We start from the raw sequence: 22104 nt of genomic DNA, 5'->3' as shown, positions 1-22104 counted from the left end.
GGGTCGGGATATGGTCTTACCAGAGTGACATCTTGGTCAGGCGCCGGGTCATCGTATTAGCCGCGAACACAAGCATAAAGGTGATGATAGAGTTGAACAGGCCGACGGCTGTCGCAAATCCGTAGTTCTGTCCTTCAATCCCCATCCGGTACACGTAGGTGGATAACACGTCTGCGGTCTCATAAGTAGCACCGTTATAGAGCAGATATACTTTCTCGAAGCCTACGCTCATAATGCCGCCAAGCGACAGGAGCAGCAGGATGACAATCGTTGGTTTGATGCTGGGAAGTGTCAGGTGCCATAGCTCCTGGAATTTGTTGACGCCGTCAATTTTGCCGGAATCGTACATTTCGGGGTCAATGCCCATAATGGCTGCAATGTAGATAATGGAGCTGAAGCCAAAGCTCTGCCAGATATCGGAGCTGGTGAATATCGTTCGGAACCATCCGGCGTCCATCATGAAGTTCACTTTCTCCATACCGAGCTTGGCAATCAGGGTGTTCACGATTCCGTCCGTGGGTGACAGGAAGTTAATAATCATGCCCGCGACAACGACGGTCGAGATGAAATGCGGAAGGTAGGTGACGGTCTGGGCGAAACGCTTGAACGTCTGATTCTTGATCTCTACAATACAGACGGCGAACAGAATGGGAATAGAGAAGCCGAACAGGAGTGGCAGAAAGGCAAGTAAAAACGTGTTGCGCAGCAGCCTCCAGAAGTAGATGGAATTCACGAACTGATCAAACCACCTCAGGCCCACCCATTCCCCGCTGAACATTCCCTGCCCAGGCATAAAATTACGGAAGGCCAGCAGCATGCCAGGCATGGGAACATACATGAAGATGACGTAATACAGAAAAATGGGTGAGAACATCAGCAGCAAATATTTATCCCGTTTGATCAGGCTGAACAGCGTGGACATGCGATTCTTCACCTTTTAGACTCCCCTTCGCATTAAAATTACAACGTTTGAATTTTTGGGAATAAACATACCACTTCATGCACAATTCAGATCATTCCCTTAAACAAATAATCCATAAAACCCCTTTCAAAATAGAATATTACAACAAATAACAAACAATTGAATACGTAGATATAAACACAAAACCAAAATTACAACGTTGTAATTTAACCCTAAATGTATACGCTTACAAAAAACTATTTTTCCCATCTTAGCAAAGACCAACTGGTTTGGCAACAACAAAAATCAGTGTTTGCTTGCGAAGAGATCTACATGCTGTTGCCGATCTGGGAGACATATTAGCGGGTAAAAAGGCGAGAAAAAAGGGCAACGAACGAATATCTCCCGTTCTGCCCCGCTACTGTCCTGCCTCCACCAGCGTTCTGGTGCAGCGCAGGATTGTTCTATTTTTGAAACGTGTGCCTGTGGCTTCAACCTCTTCGGATTCTACATCTGGTTCCGATACTCCATCGGTGTTACACCCGTCACGCGCTGAAACGCTCTGTAGAACTGACTGACGTTGGAGAACCCCAACCCAAAGCTGATAGTGGTCACAGAATCTGTTGTATGGCGCAGTCGTCGGGTGGCTTCCTCCACACGCAAATTCAGCACATACTGATACGGCGTTGAACCCGTCAGTGCCTTGAAGGAACGCATAAAGTGATATCGGCTCTGGTGCGCAATCGCCGCCATCGATTCAATATCCATTGGACTTGTATAGTCACTGTGTATATACTCCAGCACGCGCCGCAGATGGGGGTCAATGAACGCTCCGCCGTTGCTGCTTGTTCGCTGAAGCAGATTCTGAAACTGTCCGTAAACCAGACCAGCCCCCACGCTCCCCGCCATACCTGTTCCTGAAGTTGCCAGCGTCAGGTTACGGTTACTCCCATTTGGTTCACCTGTCAGCATCCGTCCAAGATAGGTCTCTACGGCAAGCTCCGTTTCCTGTATCTGCAATGGTTCAGGCGCATCGTCCAGCAAAATGGCGTTCCAGCCTCGAAACAGTCTGCTAATTTCAGCAGGATCGAAGCTTTGTGTGGTCCGAAATTCGGTCTGCGCCCCTTGCCTCCCTGAATCCTCCAAGCCGCCAACTGGCGGATTACGAAACTTGATCACGATCACCGCGGAATCCGAATCAATCTCGAAAAAGTGCTCCATCCGGGGATGCGCAATAATCCCCAGTCCTGCTTCTAGTGGATAAGCATGCTGTTCCTGCACCAGATGGCATTGTCCTCTTACAGGCAACGTAACCTGATACCAGTCATCATGCACATGAGGTTCATTGGCGAATCCGCCAGAAGCCTTCCACAATTCCAATCCATTCAGCATCATGTATAATTCCATCGTTTCCTCACCTGCTGACATTATAGCAAATCGTGCTCACTTTCCAAGCACTTTTCACAAAGACAATATCTGTCTGTATCTTTTATCATGGTAAAAAAATAATTCGAGGTGATCTCCCGTGGCACAAGCCGCTGTAAGCAAAATGCAAATCAATCACTCCGCCAATTGGGCGCTTGCCGGAGTCAGCTTCGCCCATCTGCTGAATGATGCGATGCAGACTGTTGTCCCGTCTGCTTTTCCGCTGTTCCAGCAAACGATGCAGCTCAGTTTCGCCCAGATGGGCTGGATTGCCTTCACATTGAATATTACCGCATCGGTCCTACAGCCGCTGGTCGGTTATATGTCTGATCGCAAGCCGATGCCGATCCTGCTGCCCGGAGGCATGTTGTTCTCCCTGATCGGTGTTCTCGGCTTTGCCTTGTCTTCCGAGTTATGGATGCTGCTTGTCTCCGCAGCGTTGATTGGCATAGGATCATCCATTCTCCATCCTGAATCCTCACGCGTCGCCCATCTGGCAGCAGGTCGCGGACGCGGAATGGCACAGTCCATCTTCCAGGTCGGTGGCAATACAGGTCAGGCTCTCGCCCCGCTGCTGGTTGCCTTTATCCTGCTTCCGCATGGACAGCTTAGTTTTCTGTGGCTCATGGCTTTTGCTCTAATCGGGATCGTTATCCAGTCTTCCGTTAGCCGTTGGTATAGAGACAAATTGGCGGATAATCGCAGCCGTCAGCAACAGCCTGTACAGGCAAATGGCATTGTGCAGCCTGCTGCCCAGCTTGTAAGTCGGGGATTTGTCGCTTTTACAATGGGTATCCTCATCCTGCTGCTGTTTTCCAAATTCGTGTATATTGCCGGTATGACCGGATACTATGCCTTTTATTACGCCGATGCGTATAACCTGCCTCTTTCGCAGGCCCAGATCTGCCTGTTCGTTCTGCAATTCGCGGGCATGGTTGGAACCCTGCTCGGAGGCCCACTGGCTGACCGTTATGGACGCAAACCGATGATCTGGTTCTCCATCGCGGGTACTGCACCATTTTCACTGCTGCTGCCTTATGCGGGACCTGCTCTCTCCATGGTATTGTGCGGCATCATCGGTTTGATTCTGATGTCCGGTTTCAGTGTCATCATTGTCTACGCACAGGAACTGCTGCCGCGTCATATTGGGACGGTATCGGGATTGTTCTTCGGCCTGTCGTTCGGCATGGCGGGACTCGGCTCGGTTGTGCTTGGTTCCCTGATTGATGTGACCAGCATTTCATTCGTCATCAAACTATGTTCTTTTTTGCCGCTGCTCGGGGTGTGTGCTGTATTCCTGCGCCGGGATCGGCCAAGAAACGCCTAATATACATTGAAACGTCGTTCGTTTTGTGACTACAATAAGGTCAGAATAATGAAGACAGAGGCTAAACAGAAGGAAGGAATAACCCATGATCATTGATGTACAGCATGTTACTTGGAAAAGGGGACCGATCACCCTCCTGAACGATGTCAGCTGGCGTGTAAACGAAGGCGAGCATTGGGCATTGCTTGGCCTGAATGGTTCCGGTAAAACCACACTCCTGAACATGATCACCGGATATCTCTGGCCCACAGAAGGTACGATATCCGTGCTCGGACACCGTTACGGGGATGTGGATTTGCGTGAGCTGCGGAAGTCGATTGGCTGGGTCAGCTCCTCCCTTCAGGAGAAATTGTATGGCACCGACCGCACCCAGTATGTCGTGATCAGCGGCAAACACGCCACGATCGGACTGTACGATAAACTGTCCGACGAGGATTTGGATCAGGCACGAGAATTAATGCATACACTCGGCTGTCAGCATCTGTGGGATCGCGAATATCGTACCTGCTCCCAGGGGGAGAAGCAGAAGCTGCTCATTGCCCGAGCCCTGATGGCTAACCCGCGTGTACTCATTCTGGACGAACCCTGCAATGGGCTTGATCTGTTCTCCAGAGAGCGGCTGCTCGAAAGTATCAGTGAGCTGACGCAGAAGCCGGATACCCCTTCGCTCATCTACGTCACTCATCATACCGAGGAAATATTGCCTGTGTTCAGTCACAGCCTGCTGCTCCGGCGGGGTGAGATCGTGAATAGCGGATTAACCAGCGAGTTGATGAACAGAGACGTACTGAGTAACTTTTTTGAATCACCTGTGGATGTAGATCGGCATGGAGAGCGTGTCTATGTCAGAGCATCGGATAAATAATTTTTATGTTTATATCTATTCACAGTCAGAACAGTCGAAGCAGCCCAAAATCTTATCCACATGTGGACAGGTTTTTGGGCTGTTTGGCTATGTTATGAATTATCCACAGTATTCTGTGTACTATTTCCGGGCAGAGAGGAATAAAAACAACGGAATCCGCTGTCTGCGCAGGTACGTCTCCTCGTTCACAAAATGCTGACGCTGAGGCGCCGATTCCCGCAGATGCTGTACTTGAAATCCTGCCTGCTGTAATGCCATGTAGTAGGATTCGATGGAACGATGCATTTTTTTCACCGTACCCCCAAGCCATTGCTGCTCCCGAAATCCCTCCACAAAATACTGATCAACGATCCAGTTGGTCCGGGTCCCCGAAGGCTGCAAGGTCGACGTGATCACAGGATGTTCTACCGAAAATACGAATGTGCCATTCTCCTTTAACGTGTGGTATACCTTGAGAAATAGGATGTCCACATTTTCAATATAATGAATCGCCAGTCTGGATATGACCAGATCATATGTATCCGCAGGATAGCTCCAATCTTCCATATATCCTTGCTCAATCTGTGCGTTCTGGCCCTTTATCGATTCATGGGCAGCCTGAATCATATTCACTGAACCTTCAATTCCCGTATAACTGCCACCACGGTGGTCGGGACCGAGCAGTTCTGCTCCGAACCTCGCATCCCCACAGCCGAGATCCAATATGCTCTTGCCCTCAACGTCTCCAATCAGCTCCAGCATTACAGGCTTCTCCAACGTATCATTGGCATTCTCCTGCCACTGTCGGCGCTCCATATACTTCTCGAAATTGGCCCCATTTTCGTAAAAATCCGATCCCCGTTCGCTCATTGCACAACCCCTCCATTAAGTGATGAAGTTCAGCTCTCATATCAGCCTGGAAGATTATACACCTTTGGAAGCTATAGTTGAAACCCTTGCCTGATTCAACCTCGGTAGACCTGAAACCAAAAAAAGTACAGCCAGCGCTATCTTGGCGCCGCACTGTACTTCTTTTTTTATAGAAAAGCATGGATCAGGAACAATACAGCAAAAGCGAGACCCGACCTCAGATGCCACTGCCGATCTAGTTTCTTGTAACGGAAAATCCCGGCAATCGGAACAGGAAGCAGAGCAATCCCAGCGAGCAATCCCGTAATATGATTAAAATCCAGCTTGAAGTTAAACAAAAAAGCGCCAATCACATGAAGGGCTATCAATCCCATTGCAACAATGGCTATCGGGACGTGTAACCGCCGGGCTATGCCCAGAAGCTTTACAGCTAGTTTCCTGATTTGCGTCCAGGCGTCAAGCCATTTACGTTTCATTACAAACAGGATCACGTAATAACCCAGTACGATAAAGAGCAATATCCGGGCCTGAGAGCCATAACCCTTATAAGCCTCGCGGATGTGGTGGTCGTTCCAGTTCGGGGTACTGATATATAGATGCAGCATGCTCCACAGGCCGTAAACCAAGATAACTGCTGTCACCACCAGACTGAGCAATACCCATTTACGGTCTTTCTTCGGTATATACGATTTCTTCTTTACGGCTGCTTTGTTCATGATCGTTGTTCCTTCCCCTTCACAATGAATGGTTTATTCCTGATGAGGAGAAGTATAGCACCGCTTTCTGTGAATTTTCTAAGAAAAGCATCTATCGACAAAGAAACCATAACTCTTTTGGCGGATGTTTTCTTGCAATATCAGGAAGCGAATGCTTCGAAGTTTATACTTGCTTAAATTATAAGAATAAGCAGCCCTGCTATGCAAAATCGCCTGGTTTGTGGTTTGTCAGATGACTAGCTCAACCAAAGCGCTGCGTTTTGTACCATTTACTCTCACGTTTCTTGATCTTGTCCATGACCAAAGAGTAAAAGGCTTTGATCGAGATGAGAATAAACAGCTGCGCATACGTAAAATAGGATACACAGGCGTATATGAAATTACGAGTATTACTCTGCCCAATGTCTGCCGCAAGTGCAAGATTGATCTGCAATACATATATAAAGTACATAAACGCCCAGCCAATGACGAGAAAGACATACGCATCTCCGGCAAATTGAAACGGTGAACTCACTCCCGGTTTGAACATCGCAATGATCTGGTAGACCAGATTAACGAGAAAAATGATATCCGATACAATGATGGCGAGCATAAACCAAAAGTAACTGACCGCATAATACAAAACCAACAACTTGTTACGCCAGCTGGACCGGTTGAACAGGTTATGGATATTATCCAAAACAACCTGGTAGTTCCCTTTTGCCCATCGTTCCCGCTGCTTCATGTACACGCTGACCTTTTCCGGCTCCTGTTGATAGGCTTCTGCCTGAGGTGCAAGGGCAACGAACTGCCCTCGATTCAAAATCTCAAAGGATAATGCCGTATCTTCCGTGATCGCCGTGACATCCCAGCCGCCAATCTCACGAATCAGCTCCGTTTTAATAATATAATTAGTCCCCGGAATAGAACCGAGCTGGAATAATTCCCACAGCCCTGTGTGGTAGACTCGTTGAGATGTAATAATCTCCAGATTAATGCATTTGGAAAGGAAGTTCTGCCCCCGGTTCCTTGCTTTATTTCTGCCAAATACGACACCGTATTGCTCCGGGTTTTCCAACGACTTCTGTGTCAGAAACATCAAGGAATTTCGCTCAGGGGCAGCATCTGCATCAAAGATGCAAATCCACTCACCCGTGGATATCTCCAGACCGTCATTTAACGCACCAGACTTGCCTCCCGTACCCTTACGCTCCATAATGGTCACATTCCGATGTACATAACTGGTTTGGCTGAGAAATGTCCGCAGCTTCTCCGCTGTATCGTCCGTGCAGTTATCCGCAATAACGATGACCTGAACCTTATCTTCAGGATAATTCAGACGCAGAATATGCTCCACGGTAGCTACAATTACCAATCCTTCATTATGTGCAGGTACCATGACGGTTACAGTGGGATAATGATCCATGTTCTCAGGAATCTGAATCCCCTTTTTATCCTGTTTTTGAATAAAACGAACGGCTCCAGCCATAATGACTATGGATTCAAATACGGCAATCCATATACTAAATATGGAGAGTAGTAATATAAAATCAGCCACTTACCTTCCTCCGATCATACTTGCGATTGACCTTGGATCGAAAGCGAAGAGTAGCAATCGTTAATACAATTGTAAAAACCGCGAACATACAGCTGACGGCGATACAAATCGGGATGAACCATGACATGTAGTCCACAGAGCATCTCTCCTTTCACGCTAGTTTTATATATACTCTCCAATGAGATCTGTCTCCGTGTTCCGTTCCAGCGCGGCAATAACAGTATCAATATCCTCATACTTGCCGAACTGTTCCTTCTGGAATACCAGTGCACCGGATCGAATAACCGTCTGTAGTTCATTGCCTTTTTTATCAATTATCTGCAAGTCCATCATCGCTTTTTTGATCCGTCCTGTAAGCACTGGCAAGTACCCCGCATCGGTCATCGGGCAAATGATCACAAACCGTCCCCGATCCACATAAAACTTGTAATCCTCATACCGGATTTGCTTCTGGATCGTATTGGACAGCTCCAGCAGAAACTGTGCATATCTTACGGAACCAAGTGACTCCAGTACCAATGGCAAAAATTCAATCTTGAACATAGCCATGCTGAACCCATATTGCTCCGAATAACGTCTGGCAAGATTGCTTTGCTTAATGACCGTATCAGCAAGAGCTTCCTTGTTACCCAAGGATGTATCCGGATCAATCTGCGGATTACGTTCCTGCAGCTCCTGTAGACGTTCCATGACACGGGCACTGCGCACAAGACTTGCCTTAATAAAAGCTGCCACAGCCACATTAGCCGGGATCAATAACCACCATGAGAACGTCAGCACATTCACATCCGCATAGGTAACAAGCCAGACAAAGTAAGAGACCAGATATACAAATCCGGCGACGACAGACACTCCGACAGGTATCACAAAACCAAGAACCAGCGCACCAAGCGATGCAATACTGAACACCACATCCAGTGTGGTATAACTCTGATTCATATAAATTTTAAGATAGACAACGAGTTGCTGGATCACGGCTAGTCCGATCAAACTGGCATATCCCCATGCAATACGACGAATGGGCGCTTTATTCCTCATAAGTGCCTTCTCTCCAGTAGAATTTGATAGTGATCATTAGAATTCAACAAATTACGACATGAATAGACAAATATTATGCTAACACAATATTAAACACATAAAATGACGGAATTATCACTTTTCAAGAAATTTTTGTAATTCAGTCTCGCCAAGCAAAGGGAACAGGTTATCAAACATATGTGTATCGCCATCAAATACGTACCCTCCTGGATAAGCGTTATCCAGACTGCGAAAGGTGATCATATGGTTATACAGCTGCTTGGCCCATTTTGGATCACTGGATTGAACAGCGAGTAGCAGGGCAAGTCCATAAACAGATGGAGATTCATAGGATACGGCGGGTGTACGACCCATACGTTTATATTGGCCCGGCAGCTGATGGCGGGTATCGAACTCTTTTTTCAAAAAGGCAATTAGCTTGTCCGGTCTCCGATCGGTTGCCGTTAGATGGTTTGCGACAATTAGCTGATCGATCAGGTTGACCGTGTCATCATATGTATATTCTTTCGTTACAACATTAAAGGTTTTAGGGTAAAATACGCCGTCATCCGGCATGTTTTTCAGCAGGGATTCATATTTGATGTAGGTTCCGGGCTCCAGCATTTCATGCTCTTCCATCGCTTGCAGCGCCTGCAGATCAACATAAACCAGACTTAATGTTTCCGGGGAAGAACCATTGGCGAAATCATGAAAATCAACATAATATCCCTTATTCTGAACGGATTGCGTCAGTGTACGGACAATATGAGTGGCTGTTGCCAGCTTCTCCTCCCGGCCCTGCTCCCATTGATCTGCCGCCTTCAATAATGCCCCGACGATTCGAACATCATCGCCAAGCGCATTGGTGGTCACATGTGATGTTCCATCCGCGTCCAGTTTCCAGGCAATATAGTTTTGAGGCATCAGGAAATAGGTCGTTAACAAATCATAACTCTGCTCGAATAACACCTGATCGTTCTTGGTTACGGCATATTGCATCCACAGTCCGATGGATTCAGACAATGCCTCCCGACCAGCCACGATATTTGGATCTTCTGACGAAGCATCCTGAAGATAGGTGGCCAGAGTGCCATTCGAGTTGGTCATATGATTCTGGACAAAAGAGACTGTTGGAGATGGGTCATTGATCACAAACCTCTCCTTTATGAAAATAATCCATGCTGCTGCTATACTGACTGCCAGTATGACCAACCACATTAGTCTTTTCCGGTTCATGACCTGCATACTTTCCTCCTATGTTGTTTAAAACTCTGGAAAAATCACTCTTAGCTCATTCAGATTGATCCATATAAGGCCGGCGGCCGCCCTTTTTGACGAATTTCCAATCCACCTCAATGTTGTGGCGCATACGGCGCAGCAGATTAACGGCTGTCTCGATCTCTTCCTCCGTTAAGCCCTCCAGCGTTACCTGATCGGAATGAACACCCTCCCTGCGAATAAACTCCCAAGCTTCAAGACCAGCATCAGTCGGATATAACAGCTTATTTTTCTTATTACCCATTGCCGACTGTTTGACGACAAACCCGTCCGCTTCCAGTTTGCTGATGGCTCTGGCCGCCGTGGTCCGATCCACTTTGATTAGTTCAGCGAGCTGGTTGGGAATGATACCGGGATTCTCACAAATGCGATAAAGATACAAATACTGTCCACGAGACAAGTTTAAATGTTGGAATTCAACGTTGCTGATCGAATCCAGACAGCGGGCAATCATGCCGATTTCACGGAGCACTTCTTTTTTCTTAGTCATTGCATTCACTCCTCTACAAAATTGTTGCATTCGCAACATATATGATGATATAACTAAATTAAATCCGTTTAAATTTTAACCATGATAACACGTGGAACAGGTATACATTTTCAAGCTCTCTACCAGTTTACCATGTCAGGATAAGAATACTATTGACTAAAGGAGAAACATTCATGAATATAACTATTGTTGAAGCTAATAACCAGGAATTGCTCGACGCCTGCTTCGCCATTCGTACCGCTATTTTTGTTGAAGAGCAAGGGGTGCCGGCTGAAGACGAATTCGATGCTTATGATGCACTGGAGACGGAAGCAAAACATATTCTGCTCTTCGTAGACGACGTTCCTGCTGCTTCATCCAGACTGCGTATAGTCGAAAATGTTGCCAAATTGGAACGGATCTGTGTCATGATCGATTATCGGAAACATGGACTTGGTCGTGTGCTGATCGATAAGCTGGAGCAGATGGCTCTCGCTCAAGGGCTTGAGAAGGCCAAGCTGCACGCACAGGTACAAGCCTCAGGGTTCTATGAACGTCTTGGATACACGGCAGCCTCGGACGTATTCATGGAAGATGGCATTCCTCATCTGCTGATGACCAAGAACTTAAAATAAATACAAAAAGAAGAGCACCCTCAAAGTTCAAGAACAAGACTTTGGGATGCTCTTTTTGGTTTCTAATGAACCCAGTCAGCGCTATGAATGGGGATTCACCCATTTTGAAAATGTAACGAACCGTACACACCTTATTTTCTGTTTTGCAAACTAAATTGCACCTTTTTCTGCTACTTTTACCGTATTAACGTGGCTGAAGTTCCTTAGGATTTCTAATTCGTATCATTTGCCACAATAAGGTGCGGTGTGTTCGTTAGATGTAGCGCCACATTGGGAGGGGTCTAGTAAACGTGTACTGATAACGGGCAGGTACTTCGGGGACTTCGACCTGTGCGAAATCAAAAAAAACTCGCGCCACCCCATACGCGGATGGGCGACGCGAGTTGCAGGAGTTCCACCACTCGCAGACTCGCAGAAGCCATGCGCTAACCGAGCGTTGGCTCTTGCATTCTTATCCCAAAGCCAGACGACCTGACTGAGATTCAGTGGCGTTATTTTTCATCTGTTTACTGCGCAATTGTCCACAGGCTGCATCGATATCGGTACCATGTTCCATGCGTACAGTTGCGTTAATGTTATTCTTTTTCAATGTATCATAGAAGCCCAGAATGGACTCTTCTGTACTCCGTTGATACTGACTGTGCTCATCCACCGGATTGTACGGAATCAGGTTGATACTGACCATACTCTTGCGGCTGGACAACAGTTCAGCCAGTTCGGCCGCATGTTCACGCTGATCGTTAACGTCCCGAAGCAAAATATACTCAAACATAATACGCTTGTTCGTCGTAGCCAGGTAATAATCCACCGCGTCCATCAATTGTTCAATCGGGAAGGCTCGGTTGATCTTCATGATCTGTGTCCGCAGTTCGTTATTCGGTGCGTGCAGGGAGATCGCCAGATTAACCTGCAGATTGCTGTCTGCAAATTCCTTGATCTTGTCAGGCAGTCCACTCGTGGATACGGTGATCCGTTTGGCGGCAAGAGCCAGCCCTTTACGATGCTTGATCACTTCGATGAAGTCAGTCATGTTCTGGAAATTGTCAAACGGCTCGCCAATTCCCATCACGACTACGTTAGTTACCCGCTCGCCTTGACCAGCTGCATCAAGATACTGTTGTACATGCATGATCTGTTCCACAATCTCACCACCGGACAGATCGCGGCTCTTCTTGATCAGCCCGCTCGCGCAGAAGCTGCAACCAATGTTACATCCCACTTGAGTGGTTACACATACAGTGAGACCATATTTTTGGCGCATTAAAACTGTCTCAATTAGATTCCCGTCCTGCATACGCAGCAGAAATTTCACCGTGCCGTCTGCCGATTCCTGCTTCACATGTTCACTCAGTGAGTTCATCGTGAAATGCTCCGAAATGACATCCAGACATTCCTGACGCACGTCTGTCATCTCTGTAAAATCGTGCACACGCTCCTGATATAACCATTCCCAGATGCGGGAAGCACGGGATTTCTTCTGTCCGTGCTCCGGCAGCCAGTCACGTAATTGCTCTAATGTTAATCCATATATAGATGATTTAATCATGTTATTGTCCTCTTTTCGCAAAAAGCATATGGCTCATCGGTCTATCGAAAAAACCTCTACTCTGTATTGTCCCAAAATTGACGAGCGAACACAAGGGCTTTTGCATTTCTTCCAAGAGGTTTTATCAATGGCAAATCTGCACAGTAACTTATTTCTTCACTTCAATTCCCAGACGTTTAGAAGTGAATAATACCGGAGGTGTGCAGCAGAACCAGAAGCACCAGAATTGGCGCTACATAACGCAGCATGAACAGCCATACCCGGAACCAGCCTGCACGCAGGCCGGATGCTTCGGCAGCCTTTTTCCAGAAGTATCCGGCAAAAATAGTAACCAGCAATCCACCAATCGGAAGTAAAATGTTGGATGCTACAAAGTCCATCCAGTCGAACACACTCTTCGAGCCAATGGTCCATTCAGGGAACAAACCGAGCGACAATACCGAAGGAAGCCCAACGATGAAAACGGCAAGTGAAATGGTCCATACCGCGCGGCTTCGGCCCCAGGACAATCTCTCCATGAAATATTTCACCGGAACTTCCAGCAAGGATACCGCCGACGTTAATGCCGCAATCGCCAGAAGCACGAAGAACAACCCGCCAAACACGAAGCCCAGCGGCATAGCCGAGAAGGCTGCCGGAAGAGCTATAAAGATCAGCGACGGACCCTGATCGGGTGCAATTCCGAAGGAGAAGGTCGTTGGGAATATAATAAGACCCGCAATGAACGCATAGATCAGGTCACCCGCACCGACAGCAACGGTTGCTGCACCGAGTGATTGATTTTTATCAACATAGGAACCGTATGTCACAAGAATACCCATACCCAGCGATAGGGAGAAGAAGGCATGTCCAAGCGCAACCAGCGCAGATTCAGTCGTAAGCTGCGAGAAGTCCGGATTCAGGAAGAAGGAAACTCCCGCACCAGCTCCTGGCAAAGTCACTGCACGAACCATCAGAATAATGAGCAGAACCAGCATCGCCGGAATCAGCACTTTGTTAAACTTCTCAATTCCGTTTGATACCCCTTTGGCTACGATCCAGCCTGTAATCAGAACCGAAATTAACTGCCACACAATCGGCATATAACCGCCTACAAATTCACCAAATTGCCCAGCATAATCCGGATTGTTATACAGCGTACCGCTGAATGATGTCACTGCATATTGCAGCGTCCATCCTGCAATGATGACATAAAAGGAAAGAATGATAAATGGCGTCAATACTTGCAGCAAACCAGCCGCAAGCCACCCTTTTTGCCCGCCTGCCTTGATAAAGGCTGTTGCCGCGCTTCCTCTGCCGCTGCGGCCAATCGCAAGCTCAGCCAGCAATACGGGTAGACCAATCAACAGGAGACAGACGATAAAGAGCAGGAAAAATGCAGCGCCCCCGTTCTCTCCCGTAATATAAGGAAACTTCCACATGTTGCCGAGACCCACTGAACTACCAATGGCAGCCAGAATGAATCCAGCCTGTGAGAAGCGTTCACCTTTGCCCGGTCCGTCTTGATTCAAATTGGAATTATTGGACTTACTGAAATTCATTATATCTACTCCATCTGTTCTAAGATTTTCCGTTATTATATAACAGTCATCCCCTCAGGTCATTCGAAAATCGAAATTAATCGAAATGTTATTTATTTACAGGAATATCCACATTAAATACGCTGCCCTTGCCTTCTTCGCTTAACAAAGCAAGCAGCCTGTGATATGCAGTCCACTGAACCTCCTCATATGCAGTATGTGATAAAAAAGACTACGCCAACCCTGGTCTGTAATTTGGAAATTCCGTAGATGGCTGCAAACTCAACTTTCCCCTCACTGGTCTTCAGCAAACTTTAAGCTTCTGCAGGGGCGACGTATGCCAAAAATTCATCCCTTTTTCAGCTTGGTCACCTATACTTGCACCAATCTCAATCGACATGCTGAGGAGGAGAAGGATGAACACACTGAGCTACAGAGATCCAAACACCCGTTGGAACAGGCATTTCTGGCTGTATGCTGCACTAATTTTTACTGGCGGTCTATTGCTGCGTTTGTACCTTGGAACACAATTCAGGGGTTATATCGGAGATCAGTCCCTGTTCGTCGATTGGATGAATGCCGTCCACCAATACGGGGTTCGCGAATCATACCTGTATGGAAAAGATCAGAACTATCCACCCTTGTTTATCTTCATTCTGGGGTTGTACCGCTGGATACTGGATGGACTCGGCATAACCGCCTCAGCTGGCCATCTATCCATGAAAATACTGCCTATCGCCTTCGATATGCTGTCCATGGCGGTCTTGACCCTCACATTCAAAAAGCTAAGCTCTGGTGCACGGTTGGTTCTGCTTGCAGTTCTTTCCTTCAACCCGGGTCTGCTGGTCGACAGTGCCATGTGGGGACAGATCGACATCCTGCACAGTACATTAATGGTGCTGTCAACCGTTCTGCTGCTAAGTAATCCTCTATTGGCGGGTGTATTGTTCTCCGTTGCCCTGCTGGCAAAGTTTCAGGCGATTGTCATTGCTCCGGTCATCGGTATTGTATTACTACGCCAGCTTTATCACAGGCAATTTCGGGCCACGCTTCTATTTGTAGCAGGATTAACGATCGCTTCCCTGCCTGTGCTTCTCTATTTTGCAGCAAATGGAACCCTCGGCACCATGCTGACCAACGCTTACGGAAGCGCCGTTAATATGTATCCGCAGCTTTCCCTGAACGCCATGAATATCTGGTATCACCTGCTTGGTGATCCGGGAACCAGCGATGCTACGGTGTTGTTTGGCATAGTGACGTATAAAATGCTTGGTCTGCTGCTGCTTGCCATTGCCGTGGTTGGAGTAGCGGCCTATCTACTGCTGATTAAGGAAATTCGTATTTCATCTCTGCTCATTGCAGGTGTAGCGGTGAATCTCGCCTTCTTTATGCTGCCAACGGAAATTCATGAGCGCTACAGCATACCTGCTTTGTTATTCTTGATTCTGATTCCGTTCTTTGAACGTAAATGGATGTACGCAGCAATCGCCTTCTCCCTGACGACCTACGTAAATATTGCCATGATCATGAGTACGGGCTCTGGTGGCGACTTTGGAGCCGAGGAAGGACAATCGCGCATCGGTGATGGGCCTGGTAACTTTGGCGGAGGACATGGAGCGAGCTTCAGCATGCACGGTTCAGGACTGAGCAATGATTTGATGTATGGCATAGGCATTTCCATTGCGATGATCCATATCGTGATTCTGCTCTGGGTTGTATATGCCATGACCCGTGAAGTTCTGGATGGACGAAAAAAACGTAGCTGAATATTATTTTGCAAGAATAAAAAAGAGGTGTTTCAACAGCCATCTCCATGGTTGCCGAAACACCTCTAATTCGATTAAATTTTAATTTCAAGCAACTCATATTTGATAATGCCCATCGGCGCATTTACATGAATGACACTGCCTACTTCTTTGCCCATCAGTTCTTTGCCAAGCGGGCTTTCGTACGATATTTTATTATCTGCAACATCCGCCTCGGCCGGACCCACCAGCATGTATTCAATCTTCTCGGCGAATTCAATATCATTCAGCAGAATGGTTGAGCCAATGCTTACTTTGTTCGAGTCGATATTGTCCGAAGTGATAACTCTTGCTTTGGTCAGCATTTTCTCCAGAATCAAAATGCGGGTTTCCATAAAAGCCTGATCATCTTTGGCTGAATGATACTCACTATTTTCCTTCAGGTCACCGTAACTGATCGCGAGTTTCAGACGCGCAGCCAGTTCCTTACGCTTCACCGTCTTTAAATCCCTCAGTTCGTCCTCCAGCTTTTCCAAGCCTTCCTGTGTCAAAATCACTTCATCATTAGCCATTTTTTCCATCTCCTAATCCTGCTTTCTATCTATATTCTAACCTATATCCACTCCAAACGGTTAACATACCAAGAAAAAGAAATAACGCTCCCATTGATGGAAATATGTGCATGTATCTCCTTAGACTGTACCGGTACAATTGAAGCAAATCTGTGTATTCATTTCATCCGTTCACTTTTACAATGAATTCAGGGCAGCAGCCGTTTATAATACGCCCACTACATGATTCGAGGTGATCTGGATGAATGTTACACTGACTCCATCTGAAATACAGGCCTACCTGAAACGGATAGGCATTCAAGATATCAAGGAACCCACCCTGGAATTCCTATCCGAAATCCAGCAGGCACATGTGCAGCATCTATCCTGGCAAACGGTCGATATTTTTGCAGGTCAGCATGCGGGCATCGATCTTCAAGAATCGGTCCAGCTTATCTTGCAAGGCCGCAGTGGTTACTGTTTTCATCTGAATGGCGCTTTCAGCGTCCTGCTTCGTTCTCTGGCATATACGGTGCACTGGCATCGTGCCGGAGTTCAGCCATATGGAGAGCAGCCACGTGTGAACTCGTTCCATCTCGGTCTGTCGGTCTCTTTGCCAGATGCAGACCCGAATGTGGAACGTTGGATTGTGGATGTTGGTCTGGGTGGCATGCCCTTCGAACCGCTTCCTCTTTGTTATGGAACCTATGGATCGGCGCCGTTTACTTATACATTAGTGCCTTCATCCGTAGCTCCTGGCGGATGGAGACTTGAATATGAACCCAACGGGCCAAGTGAGGGTGTCGACTACGCTCCCGAAGAGCTTACCAGCCTGGAAGAGTTCATTCCCAAGCATGAATTCTACAGCCAGTCAGCTGATTCACCTTGGCATAACACATTTTTGCTCCGTCAGAGGCAAGCTCTCCAAAGCAACGAACTACGTGGATGTATGCTCCGGACGCATGACCTTGAAGGTATCCGCAAAAAGGAAATTCAAACCTACACCGAGTGGAAAGACGTATTGGCTGAGAAATTCCACGAACCGTTGGTGAATTACACAGAAGTGGAACGCCAAGAAATGTGGGCACGGGTACAGGCTGCACATGAAGAATGGAAAAGAACACAACAGGTATGAATCGGCAAGGGCAGACCCGATAAACCGATGGAGATAAAGGAAAGTCTGCAATCGATGCCGAATACATCGTCAGGTGATAAATGATGATAACGATTCAAGTTCTTCAAGTTCCGGCAGAATTGCCGGAGGCATACTGGAACCTTTTTCTGTCCCGGGTATCTGAGGAAAGACGAGGACAAGCTTCACGTTTTGTACATCAGGCGGATGCCTATCGCTCTGTTCTGGGTGAAGTGTTGACCCGTGTGACGCTGAGCAAGTTGACTGGCCTAAGGCCAGAAGAACTTTCCTTTACCCGTAACAAATACGGCAAACCTGCACTCAGTCAGCATGCAGATGTTCAATTTAATGTCTCGCACTCCGGCGATTGGATTGCTTTAATCTCTGGCGGTGACGCTGATCTGGGTGTAGATATGGAAAAAATAGCGCCCATCGATATGAAGATTGCGGAGCGATTCTTCTCTCTTACGGAGAGTCAATTTCTGGATGCAGAGCCCACTGAGATGCAGCTGGAAACCTTTTACCGTCTATGGACGTTAAAGGAAAGCTACATCAAGGCCGTAGGCATGGGCCTGTCCATGCCACTTGATTCATTCTCCATGATCCGTAATGCTGACGGGAACTGGCACTCGCCAGAAGCAGCCGCTTATCCATTCCTCAGCCTGCGACTGGATCATGGGCATATGTTAGCAGCTTGTTCCGCAGGAGAAGCTTTACCTACCCAGCCGGATATCATCACAATCGAAGAGTTGTATCAGGCATTATTATGAAGGAGGGGTTATAAACCTCACTCCTCCAATAACATCAAGCTTAAAACCCTGGCGAACCCGCCAGGGATTTTTTCGAAACGTGGAACTATTGTGAATCCTGCGTCAATGATGGAGATTTCTTTTGCCTCCGGAAGAGACCCTGACCGCCTTTTTTCCGTATCGTTGCAGCCGCGTCAGTATCGCTGATGTACACAGTTCGATGTTAGGACTATCCCATAAAAGGCAAAAAAGCTAACTGCGTGTTTGGGGCACGAGTTAGCTTTTGATGACGAATTATGCAACATTAAGTTTGTAAAGATTTGAAGCAATTAATCCCGGCTCCGCAGCTTACCCAGCAGACGGATAATCTCAATATACAGCCATACCAGCGTAACCATCAATCCAAATGCACCGTACCACTCCATATATTTCGGAGCACCGTTGTCGGCACCACTTTCAATAAAATCAAAATCAAGTACCAGATTCAGCGCAGCCACAATAACGATGACGACAGAAATGCCGATTCCGATCAGGCTGTTGTCATGCAGATAGGGAACGGTAATCCCGAACAAACCAAGCACAAAACTGAGGAGATACATAATCATAATACCTCCGGTTGCTGCCACAACCCCCAGCTTGAAATTCTCCGTAGCTTTAATCAATCTGGTCTTGTATGCCATCAGCAGAGCAATAAAGACAGCCATGGTCAGCAAAGCGGCTTGCAGCGTAATGCCGTTATACAAGTATTCATACGTAGCCGAGAGTGCACCGAGGAACATCCCTTCCGCCACGGCATAGATCGGCACAAGGTAAGGCGCTGCAACAGGTTTGAACGAAATAATCAATGCGAGAATAAATCCGACGATCGCCCCTCCATATGCAAGAGGAAGCACTTCCTCTCCATTGAAAAACATCATCCAGGATGCAAACGCACTGCCCAGCAGGATGACCAGCGTAATAAACGCCTTGTTTACCGTACCATTGATCGTCATTCTGGTTTGATACCGATCATCTCCATATCCTCTGGAGTCTTCAAACGTACTATCTTTGAGTGTAGGGTTACCGCTACGTCCGATCACAACAATCACCTCTTCTATGTATTTGGTTAATCCTGTATTACCATCTCTACGTTCTACATTGCCATTTCTGCGAACTACATATTAAATTGCATATTGAAAAAAATTCTATTGCTTCCAAGCAGACGTGAGATGCAATCCGCAGATCGCATCCTTGTCTGTTTACGCAAGGTATAGGCTATATGTCCCAAACGTTGCAAAGAGTGATTTTTACTATATTCAGCACATTTCAATCATTTGATTCCAATTGTTAACGCTCTTGGGGTATATTCGAGATACTTTATTTGTACAACACTTTATCTACATTGTATTTCGCACGCATCGTGTTGATGATATAGGTCTCGTAAATTTCGCGATCCACCGGATCTTCAATAACGCATACTTCGATGGTGGTTACTTCCTCGCGGTGTGACTTCATTGGTGATACCGTATCTTCAAAATGTTTCTTGATGCGCGGTCTTAATTTTCGTGCTTTCCCGACAAATAACAACTCATCATCGGCATTGTAAAACATGAAGATACCACCTTTTTCTCGTGTAATCAGGTGGAAATCGGTGAATCCATAAATGTGGCTAAGCTGTGGATCAGCCTGCTTCGTGATGATGACATCTGGTGTTGGCACAGTAATATTAATCAATAGGCTCACTTCCTCATTATCTATAGGTCTACATCCTATCATATATCCCAAAAGGACACCATTTCATTCTATAAGCAGCACTATTCACGCTTTTTCCAACACTTACGACAAATATTTCAAAAAAAGGTTAACTTTCCTGATTCAAAGTGGTACTATAGGGGTATGAGGAAGAATTTGGGCACTAAGACATATGTCTTTATATCTACTTCCGTCTATTGTACCCTATGATTGATCATCTTTTTCATACTGAATTCTGTTACGTGCGCACGACAAGAGTACAGTTAGCAAGAACCTAGCTTTATAGCTTTACGATTCATCATCTATTCGACCCTTGCAGCAAGCAAACGTAGAAAGATCCTAGATTTTCGAAGATAGTATAGAATTGGATTGACCTAGAAAGCCTGCAATTATAGCCGTACGAGAGTAAATAGACACACGTAGAAGGACAGATAGCTATCGATCCTAGAGAGACTAGTCATGCAACGCCAACCTAGAAAGTTATAGCAGCAGCACTATAAAAGAAATGGATCACGTTTCACCCCAGCCCGGCATGATGCTAGGGCTTTTTTACGTTTGCGCAAACAACCAACCACCTCCGCAGGCAAACAGAGGTATCGTGGTTCTTTCTGCGGGGGTTATAATATGGCAAGATAGCAAAAGAGGGAGTGATGGGATGTATTCCGATCTGCAACTGACGGAGGACCGCCCTGTATATATACAAGTCAAAGATTATATGAAGCGATTGATGCTCAAAGGCGGCCTGCAAGCCAAACAAAAGCTCCCTTCCACCCGCGAACTCAGCACACTCATGAAAGTAAGCCGCAGCACGATTCTGCTGGCCTATGCTGAACTTGAGGAGGAAGGCCTGATCTACGCGGTCAAAGGCAAAGGCAATTACGTAAGTTCCACCATCGATGCACCTGAGGCAACTTCCGGGTGGCAGCTGGACTGGAACGAACGTGTCAGCGACTACGCAATCCAGGCAGAGCAGTATGATCTGATGAAGCATGGCTCTGGCTCGGAGCGCGGTGAGATTTCATTTACCAGCATCGCGCCCGATGAGAAGCTGTTCGACATGCATAATGTCAAAAGAGCCTTCCTCGACCGAATGTCGCTTGAAGGGGAAGTGCTGCTGAATTACGGATATGCGCAAGGCTACAGGCCTCTTATGAAGTATCTGCTGCAATATATGGAAAATAAAGGTGTCGACCTATCCGGCAAGGATATTCTGATTACCAACGGATTTACGGAAGGTTTTGATATGGTACTGGGCGCACTTCGCAAACAAAGCGGCAGGGCTCTGTGTGAAAACCCGACACATCATACCGCTGTTAAAAATCTGAGACTTCATCAATTCCATCTCACTGGTGTGGATATGGAATCAGATGGTCTGGACCTGAAGCAGTTGGAACGGGAACTTGCAGCAAACCCGTATGATCTGGCCTACCTTGTGCCCTCCTACCACAATCCAACCGGGATCGTCACATCACCTGCCAAACGGACAGAGATCATTCGGCTGATGAACCATTACCATGTGCCGATAATTGAAGACGGCTTTAACGAGGAACTGCGCTATTCCGGTTCCCATGTCTCCCCTCTGATTGCCAGTGTGGGCAAAGGGAACGGACTCGTGTATCTGGGCAGTTTCTCCAAGGTATTGTTTCCGGGATTGCGCGTAGGCTGGGTCATTGCGGATGCGGCACTGATTGATTATCTGGAAAGCATGAAACGGGCGCGCAGCATTCATACCTCGACGCTGGATCAGTCCCTGCTCTATCAGTATCTGAGCAACGGCAATTTCGAGAAATATTTGAAGCGGGCTCGCACAGAGTACAAGCGAAAATATGAGCTGGTCGTCCGCTGCTTGCGGCAGTATCTGCCGATGTGCCGGGTTTCCGGCGAAGGCGGACTTCACCTGTTCGTACAATTCCCACCAGAATACCGCACGAGGGAGCTGCTGGCGGCTTGCAAGGCAAAAGGCGTTACCTTCATGCCCGGGGATACTTTTTATCTTGAACCTGGCCAGGGACAAAACACAATGCGTTTGGGCTTCTCCCGGGTCAGCGATGAGAATATTCGCAAAGGCATTCGCATCATTGGTGAGACGGTTGCTCAAATGAGATGAGGAG

General features: G+C 47.0%; 20 protein-coding genes. 7 read left to right on the top strand and 13 right to left on the bottom strand.

Annotated elements, in window-relative coordinates; genetic code table 11:
* Window positions 1–16: 16 nt before the first annotated feature.
* Both BMY78_RS20075 and BMY78_RS20070 read right to left on the bottom strand, forming a co-directional pair.
* Window positions 17–934, bottom strand: a complete 918-nt coding sequence (locus tag BMY78_RS20075; protein ID WP_256222231.1) for an ABC transporter permease — start codon at window positions 932–934, stop codon at window positions 17–19.
* A gap of 474 nt (window positions 935–1408) precedes the next feature.
* Window positions 1409–2308: a helix-turn-helix domain-containing protein gene (locus BMY78_RS20070; protein WP_177185816.1), complete on the bottom strand. Its 900-nt coding sequence runs from the start codon at window positions 2306–2308 to the stop codon at window positions 1409–1411.
* A 118-nt stretch (window positions 2309–2426) separates the two neighbouring features.
* Between BMY78_RS20070 and BMY78_RS20065 the strand changes: the two genes are divergently transcribed.
* Both BMY78_RS20065 and BMY78_RS20060 read left to right on the top strand, forming a co-directional pair.
* Window positions 2427–3653, top strand: a complete 1227-nt coding sequence (locus BMY78_RS20065; protein ID WP_090903001.1) for an MFS transporter — start codon at window positions 2427–2429, stop codon at window positions 3651–3653.
* A gap of 85 nt (window positions 3654–3738) precedes the next feature.
* The gene (locus tag BMY78_RS20060; RefSeq protein WP_090902999.1) at window positions 3739–4518 is read left to right on the top strand and encodes an ABC transporter ATP-binding protein; all 780 of its coding nucleotides are present in this window, start codon (window positions 3739–3741) and stop codon (window positions 4516–4518) included.
* A 120-nt stretch (window positions 4519–4638) separates the two neighbouring features.
* Here BMY78_RS20060 and BMY78_RS20055 read toward each other — a convergent pair whose 3' ends face one another.
* The 6 genes from BMY78_RS20055 to BMY78_RS20030 all read right to left on the bottom strand — a co-directional run bounded on the left by BMY78_RS20055 (window position 4639) and on the right by BMY78_RS20030 (window position 10405).
* Complete coding sequence (locus BMY78_RS20055; protein WP_090902997.1) at window positions 4639–5367, bottom strand: class I SAM-dependent methyltransferase; 729 nt, start codon at window positions 5365–5367, stop codon at window positions 4639–4641.
* A gap of 167 nt (window positions 5368–5534) precedes the next feature.
* Window positions 5535–6083, bottom strand: coding sequence for a hypothetical protein (locus BMY78_RS20050; RefSeq protein ID WP_090902995.1), 549 nt, complete (start codon window positions 6081–6083; stop codon window positions 5535–5537).
* 241 nt (window positions 6084–6324) lie between these two features.
* Entirely contained in the window at window positions 6325–7620 is a 1296-nt protein-coding gene (locus tag BMY78_RS20045) for a glycosyltransferase family 2 protein (RefSeq protein WP_090902993.1), read from the bottom strand.
* A gap of 162 nt (window positions 7621–7782) precedes the next feature.
* Window positions 7783–8658, bottom strand: a complete 876-nt coding sequence (locus tag BMY78_RS20040) for a diguanylate cyclase domain-containing protein (RefSeq protein ID WP_090902991.1) — start codon at window positions 8656–8658, stop codon at window positions 7783–7785.
* A gap of 114 nt (window positions 8659–8772) precedes the next feature.
* Window positions 8773–9873: a glycosyl hydrolase family 8 gene (locus BMY78_RS20035; RefSeq protein ID WP_371129176.1), complete on the bottom strand. Its 1101-nt coding sequence runs from the start codon at window positions 9871–9873 to the stop codon at window positions 8773–8775.
* 55 nt (window positions 9874–9928) lie between these two features.
* Window positions 9929–10405, bottom strand: a complete 477-nt coding sequence (locus BMY78_RS20030; RefSeq protein WP_090902987.1) for a MarR family winged helix-turn-helix transcriptional regulator — start codon at window positions 10403–10405, stop codon at window positions 9929–9931.
* Between the two features lie 173 nt (window positions 10406–10578).
* Between BMY78_RS20030 and BMY78_RS20025 the strand changes: the two genes are divergently transcribed.
* Window positions 10579–11019 carry a GNAT family N-acetyltransferase gene (locus tag BMY78_RS20025; protein ID WP_090902985.1) on the top strand — a complete coding sequence of 147 codons (441 nt, stop codon included), beginning with the start codon at window positions 10579–10581 and terminating at the stop codon, window positions 11017–11019.
* Window positions 11020–11470: 451 nt separating this feature from the next.
* On the opposite strand, the gene rlmN is transcribed toward BMY78_RS20025, so the two are convergent.
* Entirely contained in the window at window positions 11471–12565 is a 1095-nt protein-coding gene (gene rlmN / locus BMY78_RS20020) for a dual-specificity RNA methyltransferase RlmN (protein WP_090902983.1), read from the bottom strand.
* A gap of 176 nt (window positions 12566–12741) precedes the next feature.
* Window positions 12742–14106 (bottom strand): sodium-dependent transporter, encoded by a 1365-nt coding sequence (locus BMY78_RS20015; protein WP_090902981.1) that lies wholly within the window; start codon window positions 14104–14106, stop codon window positions 12742–12744.
* 395 nt (window positions 14107–14501) lie between these two features.
* Here BMY78_RS20015 and BMY78_RS20010 point away from each other — a divergent pair, with 395 nt between their 5' ends.
* A complete protein-coding gene (locus BMY78_RS20010; RefSeq protein ID WP_090902980.1) occupies window positions 14502–15851 on the top strand; it encodes a hypothetical protein in 1350 nt (449 codons plus the stop codon).
* Window positions 15852–15925: 74 nt separating this feature from the next.
* Here BMY78_RS20010 and greA read toward each other — a convergent pair whose 3' ends face one another.
* Window positions 15926–16402 carry a transcription elongation factor GreA gene (gene greA, locus BMY78_RS20005; protein WP_090902976.1) on the bottom strand — a complete coding sequence of 159 codons (477 nt, stop codon included), beginning with the start codon at window positions 16400–16402 and terminating at the stop codon, window positions 15926–15928.
* Window positions 16403–16643: 241 nt separating this feature from the next.
* Here greA and BMY78_RS20000 point away from each other — a divergent pair, with 241 nt between their 5' ends.
* Window positions 16644–17516, top strand: coding sequence for an arylamine N-acetyltransferase family protein (locus BMY78_RS20000; protein WP_090902974.1), 873 nt, complete (start codon window positions 16644–16646; stop codon window positions 17514–17516).
* An 80-nt stretch (window positions 17517–17596) separates the two neighbouring features.
* The gene (locus BMY78_RS19995) at window positions 17597–18283 is read left to right on the top strand and encodes a 4'-phosphopantetheinyl transferase family protein (RefSeq protein WP_090902972.1); all 687 of its coding nucleotides are present in this window, start codon (window positions 17597–17599) and stop codon (window positions 18281–18283) included.
* A 308-nt stretch (window positions 18284–18591) separates the two neighbouring features.
* Here BMY78_RS19995 and BMY78_RS19990 read toward each other — a convergent pair whose 3' ends face one another.
* Together BMY78_RS19990 and BMY78_RS19985 are read right to left on the bottom strand one after the other, a co-directional pair.
* Window positions 18592–19341, bottom strand: a complete 750-nt coding sequence (locus BMY78_RS19990) for a Bax inhibitor-1/YccA family protein (RefSeq protein ID WP_090902970.1) — start codon at window positions 19339–19341, stop codon at window positions 18592–18594.
* A 277-nt stretch (window positions 19342–19618) separates the two neighbouring features.
* Entirely contained in the window at window positions 19619–19975 is a 357-nt protein-coding gene (locus BMY78_RS19985) for a nucleotide excision repair endonuclease (RefSeq protein ID WP_090902968.1), read from the bottom strand.
* Between the two features lie 673 nt (window positions 19976–20648).
* On the opposite strand from BMY78_RS19985, the gene BMY78_RS19980 reads away from it, so the two are divergent.
* A complete protein-coding gene (locus BMY78_RS19980; RefSeq protein WP_090902966.1) occupies window positions 20649–22100 on the top strand; it encodes a MocR-like pyridoxine biosynthesis transcription factor PdxR in 1452 nt (483 codons plus the stop codon).
* Window positions 22101–22104: the final 4 nt, after the last annotated feature.

Origin of the sequence: Paenibacillus sp. OK076, from assembly GCF_900110055.1 — a bacterium.
GTDB lineage: Bacteria > Bacillota > Bacilli > Paenibacillales > Paenibacillaceae > Paenibacillus.
The sequence above is the reverse complement of the archived record's forward strand: the minus strand, read 5'-3'. Positions and strand labels throughout refer to the sequence as shown.